Origin of the sequence: Tissierella sp. (genome assembly GCF_052089545.1) — a bacterium.
In the GTDB taxonomy this organism is placed as follows: domain Bacteria; phylum Bacillota; class Clostridia; order Tissierellales; family Tissierellaceae; genus Tissierella_A.
Genome location: NZ_JBQDAA010000112.1, coordinates 1 through 7,666, shown reverse-complemented (window position 1 = coordinate 7,666; position 7,666 = coordinate 1). Strand labels below are relative to the sequence as shown.

General features: G+C 27.2%; 7 protein-coding genes. All 7 read left to right on the top strand.

The window, feature by feature from the left end; translation table 11 throughout:
• The first annotated feature begins 265 nt into the window (after positions 1–265).
• The 7 genes from ACTHW2_RS08605 to tagD all read left to right on the top strand — a co-directional run bounded on the left by ACTHW2_RS08605 (position 266) and on the right by tagD (position 7,531).
• Positions 266–904 (top strand): sugar transferase, encoded by a 639-nt coding sequence (locus tag ACTHW2_RS08605; RefSeq protein ID WP_442263537.1) that lies wholly within the window; start codon positions 266–268, stop codon positions 902–904.
• Complete coding sequence (locus ACTHW2_RS08600; protein ID WP_442263536.1) at positions 873–1,715, top strand: NAD-dependent epimerase/dehydratase family protein; 843 nt, start codon at positions 873–875, stop codon at positions 1,713–1,715. Before ACTHW2_RS08605 ends, ACTHW2_RS08600 begins: the two co-directional genes overlap by 32 nt.
• 21 nt (positions 1,716–1,736) lie before the next feature.
• Positions 1,737–3,023, top strand: a complete 1,287-nt coding sequence (locus ACTHW2_RS08595; protein ID WP_442263535.1) for a glycosyltransferase family 4 protein — start codon at positions 1,737–1,739, stop codon at positions 3,021–3,023.
• Positions 3,024–3,368: 345 nt separating this feature from the next.
• Positions 3,369–4,565 (top strand): Wzz/FepE/Etk N-terminal domain-containing protein, encoded by a 1,197-nt coding sequence (locus ACTHW2_RS08590; RefSeq protein WP_442263534.1) that lies wholly within the window; start codon positions 3,369–3,371, stop codon positions 4,563–4,565.
• Positions 4,566–4,590: 25 nt separating this feature from the next.
• A complete protein-coding gene (locus tag ACTHW2_RS08585) occupies positions 4,591–5,850 on the top strand; it encodes an O-antigen ligase family protein (protein ID WP_442263533.1) in 1,260 nt (419 codons plus the stop codon).
• A gap of 75 nt (positions 5,851–5,925) precedes the next feature.
• Positions 5,926–7,092 carry a CDP-glycerol glycerophosphotransferase family protein gene (locus tag ACTHW2_RS08580; RefSeq protein ID WP_442263532.1) on the top strand — a complete coding sequence of 389 codons (1,167 nt, stop codon included), beginning with the start codon at positions 5,926–5,928 and terminating at the stop codon, positions 7,090–7,092.
• A 46-nt stretch (positions 7,093–7,138) separates the two neighbouring features.
• On the top strand, positions 7,139–7,531 hold the full coding sequence (gene tagD, locus ACTHW2_RS08575; protein WP_442263531.1) for a glycerol-3-phosphate cytidylyltransferase: 393 nt from the start codon (positions 7,139–7,141) through the stop codon (positions 7,529–7,531).
• Positions 7,532–7,666: the final 135 nt, after the last annotated feature.

Here is a 7,666-nt window from a genome sequence, read left to right as displayed (position 1 = left end):
CTGATAGAGTTATTTTTATGGATAATGGAGTTATAGTAGAAGAAGGGCCTCCAACTGAGATATTTAACAATCCTAAGAAAAATAGAACTAAAGAGTTTTTACAGAGGTTTTTAGCTTAAAATAAGAGTATATGTGAATAGCAATATAACTTTTAGTACAAAATCATTGTAAGGGGTTCTTTTAATTGTGCAGTGATAGTCTTTATGTTATAATTTAATATGTATTTTTGGAAAACTTATACTTTCTATTGGAGGAAATTTTAAAAATGGATTATATTAAAGTAAAAAAAATGGTGGATATAGTACTTTCTTTTATAGGTATAATAGTTTTATCGCCTATATTTTTGTTGATTGTTATACTTATTAAAATTGACTCTAAGGGGCCAATTCTTTTTAAGCAGAAAAGAGTTGGAATACATAAAACACATTTTAATATTTTGAAATTTAGAACAATGAAAATAGATACTCCTAAGGACACTCCCACTCATTTACTTGAAGACCCAGATCAATATATAACTAGAGTAGGTAAGTTTTTAAGAAAAACTAGCTTAGATGAGCTTCCTCAGATATTTAATATACTTAAAGGTGAGATGTCAATAATAGGACCTCGTCCAGCACTTTGGAATCAATTTGATCTTATAGCTGAAAGAGATAAATATGGGGCAAATGATGTATATCCAGGTCTGACGGGTTTGGCGCAGATAAGTGGTAGGGATGAGATTTCAATAGAGTTAAAATCTAAAATAGACGGTGAGTATGTAAAAAACATGGGACCTATTTTAGATATAAAATGCTTTTTTGGAACTATAGTAAGTGTTCTAAAAAAAGATGGTGTAAAAGAAGGAAAGTATAGTGAAGAAGGAGATGTCCTAGATGAAGAGAGTACTGATAACAGGGACAAATAGCTATATAGGAAACTATTTAAATGATTACTTAAAAGATTATTCTAATGACTATGATATAGATTTTATAAGTTTAAGGGATGGTTCTTGGAAAAATAATGATATACATTTTTATGATTCAGTGTTTCATGTTGCTGGACTAGCTCATATAAAGGAAACCAATGAGAATAAACATCTTTATTATGAGATAAATAGAGATCTTGCTTATGAATTTGCAAATTATTGTAAAGAATCAGGTATAAAACATTTTATATTTTTAAGTAGTATGAGTGTATATGGTATAGAGAACGGAACTATAAATAAAGGGACAGCTTTAAACCCTAATAATCATTATGGGAAGTCGAAGCTAGAAGCAGAGATCCTTTTAGAGAATTTACAAAGTGAAAGTTTTAAATTGGCTATACTAAGGCCACCTATGGTATATGGAAAAGATACTAAAGGAAATTATCCAAGACTTTCTAAGCTAGCTATAAAAACACCGGCTTTTCCTAATATAGATAATGAAAGAAGCATGATTTATATAGAAAATCTATGTGAATTTGTAAGGTTATTGATAGATGATGAGGGTGAAGGTATATTTTGTCCTCAAAACAAAGAATATGTTAATACTACTCATATGGTTAAACTTATAGCTGATTTTCATGGTAAAAGTTTATGGCTCACTAAGATATTTAATCCTATTATAAAGCTTTTAAATATAGGTGTTATAAATAAAGTGTTTGGAAATTTAACTTATGATAAGGAGCTTTCTTCTTATTCAAAAGATTATAATGTAAAAGATTTTAAAACTTCAATAGAACTTACTGAAGGTTAAAATAGTTGAAAGAGGTAGTTTATGAAAAATATAGACAGTAAAAAAAATATTTGGATATTTCATCATTATGCTACTCCACCTTCTATGAATGGATTTACAAGACCTTTTGATTTTGGAATCAAATTAAAAGACTACAATTATTCTACTACTATATTTGCAGCGTCTTATCTTCATTTTGCAGAGCAAAATCTTATAGAAGATGAGACTTTATATATTGAAGAGGATAGTTCGGGTTTGCCTTTTGTCTTTATAAATACACCTGGATATGCTGGTAGTGGTAAAAAGAGGATACTTAATATGCTTACATACTTTAGAAAGCTTTTTAAAGTTTCTAAGGAATATGAAAAGACTCATGAAAAGCCAGACCTTATAATAGCTTCATCTCCGCATCCTTTAACTATGATAGCTGGAATAAAGATCGCTAAAAGATATGGTATACCTTGTATATGTGAAGTAAGAGACTTTTGGCCAGAAGTATTTTTTATGGGAGATAAGCTTAAAAAAGATAGTATAATAGGTAAGATACTTTTAAAAGGTGAACATTGGATATATAAAAATGCTGATGGAATTATATTTTTAAAAGAAGGGGATGTACAATATTTAACAGATGAAGGTTGGTCTAAACCATCTGGCGGAGATGTTGATTTAAGCAAATGTTATTATATAAATAATGGTGTAGATATAGAAAAGTTTAATGATCAAATGGATAGTGAAGTTTTAGAAGATAAAGATTTAAAGAGTGATAAATTTAAGATTGTATACGCGGGGGCTATAAGGCCTGTAAATAATGTAGATAATATATTGGATACTGCCAATCTACTTAAAGAATATAAAGATATAGAGTTTTTAATATATGGTCAGGGAAATATGCTTGAACATTTAAAAAGGCGTTTAGAAAATGAAAACATTTCAAATGTTAAACTAAAAGGATATGTGGATAAAAGATATATTCCATATATATTAAGTAATTCTTCTATAAACTTATTAAACTATTCTCAGACCCAGTACAATTGGTCAAGAGGTAATAGTTCAAATAAATTATTTGAATATATGGCTTCAGGTAAACCTATTATATCAACAGTAAAGATGGGATATTCTCCTATAGAAAAATATAATTGTGGACTTTCTCTTGAAGGATCATCAGCCAAATCACTTAAAGATACTATTCTTAAAATATATAATATGCCTAAAGATGAATACATACAAATGGGTGAGAATGGGAAAAAAGGTGCGAGGGAGTTTGATTATATAGAACTTACTAAAAAACTTAAAAATGTGATTGAAAAACATATAAATAATAACAGTTAAGATTTTGTAATTTAGAAAAGAATAGGGAAGCCTATTCTTTTTTAAATGTCATATCATATTGAGTTTAAAAACTATAATTTTATCGAAAAAAATTGGTTTATATTTATAATCTAGGGCTTTTGTCTTGCCCAAAATAATACTTGTATAATAGTATTTTTTATTATAAAATAAAAGTTGGACAAACTTGATTTTGAATAGAGAATTAGCTATTGAGAGATATTTCCACACTGTTATGATAATTACATCTACATACAACATATGATGCTATTCTTTGTCAGATACTAAGTAAAACTAAATAAAGTAATTTAGTGATATAATAAAGAGAATTAGGGGGAAATGTTTTAAATGAATGATAATGTTGAGATAATAACCTTAAGTGAAGTAGTAAGGGTTGTTAGGAAAAGAAAAAAGCTAATTGGAGCTCTTATAATAGGCTTTTTAATAATTGGGATGCTACAATCTTTTGTATTCACAGACACCAAGTATGAGTCTGAGATACTTCTTGAAATAAATAATATAGAATCTACATCTGAAGAGTCTGTGTCAGATAATGATGAAATATATAATATGCTAGAAAAGATGTCCCATTCTTCAGATATGGATTTTGAAACATATTTAAAGGAACTAACATCAGAAAGGGTGTTAGAAGAAACTATAAAGGATTTAAGTTTAGAGGATACATATACTGTAGATAGTTTAAAAAAAGATCTATCTATAGAGGCTGATAGTAAACTTAAAAATATAAGTTTGAAATTGGTATCAGACGATTCTAAACAAGGGGATAAGATACTAGATGTGCTAGCAGAAAACTATGTAAATCATATAACAAAGATAGCTCAAGAATCTTCTTTACATACATTGGATATTGTAAAAAAACAAATGGAGATAGAAAAGGGAAAATATGAAACTGCTTTAAGTGAATATGAAGATGTTACAAGTGGTGTAAAAAGTTCTTATGAACTAGAGTTAGAAAAAGATGCAACATACCATCAACTTACAGAGTACAAGCTAAATCTTAATAATCTAAATATAAAAAAAGAAGGAATACTTGGGGCTATAGAAAAAAATGAAAATATGGGAACTAATAATGGAAGTATGATTGTGAGACCTGGTGGTCGAGATGGATATATATATATAGATACTACTAAGAGGGCCTTAAAAGCAGATTTGGCTGAAACAAATGCTAAAATAAAGAGTACTAAATCTAGTATAGAAGAATTACAAGATACTGTAAAAACTCTTCAAATAGAATATCAAGATGTAGAATTTATAGAGAGTTCAGCTAGAAAAAAGGTAGAGCTTACAAAAACGAGCTATGATGCTTTTGCCCATAAATATCAAGAATTAGATATGGCAAATTCTATGAATATAGGTGAGATAAGCGTAAATATAGTATCAGATACTCAATCTTCTGATGATGTAGTTGGTAGAAGTGTATTAAATAAGCTTACTATATCTATAATTTTAGGAATAATGGCAGGGTTGGTTCTGAGTTTGTTTTTAGAATACTTAGAAGTAATGAAAATAAAAAGACATAAATAATATATGAAGAATTGTAATTTATATATTGAATAATATAAGTTTTATGAATTATGGAGAATTTGGAGAGATGAAATTGGAAAATACAACAAGTAGGGGTGCAATAGAAGATAGAAGAATAAGTATAGCCATAATGTCATCTTTTGCTATACTTACTATTCAATACTTAATATTAATATTTTTTGACTTAACAGGAACTAGTATGGGAAGAATAATACAGCTTACATCTAAAGCGTTAGTTGGTTTCTTTTATTTAATTGCCTTACCCTCAGTGCTTAAAAGAAATAGAAATAAGTTTATAGCTATATACTTCATATCGTTTTATATATTTATAATAAACTTTATTTTTTTTGCTCAAAATAGAATATATTTAAAACAAATAATATTTCCTTTATTTTTCACTGGGATATCATCATTTATCTATAGCTATAGTATAAATGATTGGGAAGTTTTGATGGATGTTATGAAAAAAACAAGTAAAATAGTTTTTCTTGTGGGATCCTTTATAAGTGTGTTAATATTCTCAGGCTTTTCTAATGTTGGTAGCTATAGTATGAGCTTATCTTATTATATGTTATTGCCAGCAACTGTCTATATAAATGAACTATTTAATAAAATATCACTTAAAAATGTTTTTGCTGCAGGAGTATCACTATTTGTTATAGTTACTCTTGGATCTAGAGGGCCTATTTTATGTTTGGGTGTATTTATTATGCTAAAACTTGTTAAATATCTAAAGAGGTTAACTTATAATAAAATGCCTTTATATTTGTCTTTGTTTGCTATGGTAGGTACAGGATTAATATTCTTTAAAGAAATACTTACATTTGCATTTAATTTTCTGATGAGTATCGGTATAAGAAGTAGAAGCCTTCTACTTTTTGCAGAAGGTGGGATCTATTTAAGTGGTAGAGATAATTTATATTCAGATGTTTTTGAACAAATATTAAATAATCCTATATTTGGATTAGGTTTAATGGGAGATAGATTTATACTTGGTAATAGATATGTACATAATATATTTATGGAAATATTAATTAACTTTGGTATGCTTATAGGACTCTTATTTATAGTGATAATTACATATTTAATTATTAAATCCTTATTTATTAAGAATGCTAAAAAATATAATGTTATAATAATTTGGTTGAGTTTAGGATTTATTCATCTTATGGTAAGTAGTACATATTTAACAGATTTTAAATTTTGGATATTTTTAGGACTGATATGTAATGCTTTAATTAAAACTAATAAATTTAAAGAATGTAACACAGAAAAATTGGTATAAATTTTAATACAGTGATATTATGTTCGTAACATCATGTGTATTAAAATAAATAGAATGAAAAGAGGGTAATTTAAAATGGTTTTAAAAATATATAAATTTATCATTTTAAAACTTCAATTTTATATATTAACAGTCTTAAACTATCTTATTCCTAAATCTAAAAATAAGATTTTTATATTTGATAAAAGATATAGAAAGGATAATGTTTGGGCAATAGCAGAATATATATCTAATACTGAAGAATATAAGAAATATGAGGTGTACTATTATACTAAGAAGGAACTTGAGGATAAAAATAATGTACAATATATATCGAGTGGTTTTTATGCATTGTGGAATCAATTAAGAGCTAATTATATTTTTTATTCTTATGCTGATATTAAACGATTTAAACCCGTTAGGGATCAAAAAGTTATTGATACTATGCACGGATCACCACTTAAAAATATAGGTTATTTAGCTGGACAATCTAGATTTAAAAAATTATGGAGATTTGAAGATACTTTTTCTCATATTTTATGTGTTTCTGATTTTTTTAAAGATGTTGTAAAGCGAAGCTTTGGTGCCAAAGAAGAACAATGTATTGTTTTAGGATATCCTAGAAATGATATGATATTTAAAAAGGATGATGAGTTATCAAAATTATCTATAGATAGGGAGTCTCTTAATAATATAATAATGTGGTTGCCTACATGGCGAGGTGATTCAAGAGTTGGTACAAACAAAGAATCGGACAGTGATTTCCCAATTTTGAATTTAAATAATATAGACTACTTAAATGAATTTTTATTAAAGTCAAATACCCTTCTAATTATTAAACCTCATCCAAATCAATTAAAATTGAATGTTTTAAGTCAGAAACATAGCAATATTAAAGTGTTTGACAATAAAGATTTGGAAGAAAATAATGCATCTTTATATAAAATATTTGGAGAAGTAGATGCACTTTTAACAGATTATTCTTCTGTGTATTTTGATTTTCTTTTGACGATGAAACCAATCGGATTTACTATAGACGATTTTGATAGCTATGGAGATAAACGTGGATTTGTTGTAGAGGATCCATTGAAGCTTATGCCTGGGAAAAAGCTTACAAATATGGAAGAACTTATATTGTTTATAAATGATTTAAAAGAAGGAAAAGATGAATTTTACGATGAGAGAAAAAGAGTAAATGATATTGCCAATAAATATAAAGACGGCAATAGTACTAAAAGAATTCTAGAATATTTAGGAATGTAATTTAGCCTTTATATACTACTTAACAGATGATGGGGGTAAAAGAGATATGAAAAAGATAATTACATATGGAACATTTGACCTATTACATTATGGGCACATAAATATCTTAAAAAGGGCAAAACAATTGGGTGATTATTTAATTGTTGCTATTTCAACAAATGAGTTTAATGAAATAAAAGGTAAAAAATGTTACTTTTCTTATGAAGAAAGAAAAAAGCTAGTTGAATCCATAAGATATGTAGACCTTGTTATACCTGAAAATAATTGGGAGCAAAAGGTAGATAATGTTAAAGAATATAATGTTGATACATTTGTTATGGGAGATGATTGGAAAGGGCAATTCGATCATTTAAAGGATTATTGTGAAGTAGTATATTTACCAAGGACACCAGAGATATCAACAACTAGGATAAAAAAGGAATTGGGACTTGGAAAGTAAAAAAACAAAATAATGTAAAATCAAATGAAATCTTACATATAAAAGCTATTCTAATAAAAATACTCCTCAGATATATATATGAGGAGTATTTTTATGTCGAATTATATTAATTTATTGTGATAAAGTCCGATATAA

Coding starts and splice junctions, on each gene's coding strand:
- ACTHW2_RS08605 (WP_442263537.1), top strand. CDS start 266: ATGGATTATATTAAAGTAAAAAAAATGGTGGATATAGTACTTTCTTTT.
- ACTHW2_RS08600 (WP_442263536.1), top strand. CDS start 873: ATGAAGAGAGTACTGATAACAGGGACAAATAGCTATATAGGAAACTAT.
- ACTHW2_RS08595 (WP_442263535.1), top strand. CDS start 1,737: ATGAAAAATATAGACAGTAAAAAAAATATTTGGATATTTCATCATTAT.
- ACTHW2_RS08590 (WP_442263534.1), top strand. CDS start 3,369: ATGAATGATAATGTTGAGATAATAACCTTAAGTGAAGTAGTAAGGGTT.
- ACTHW2_RS08580 (WP_442263532.1), top strand. CDS start 5,926: ATGGTTTTAAAAATATATAAATTTATCATTTTAAAACTTCAATTTTAT.
- tagD (WP_442263531.1), top strand. CDS start 7,139: ATGAAAAAGATAATTACATATGGAACATTTGACCTATTACATTATGGG.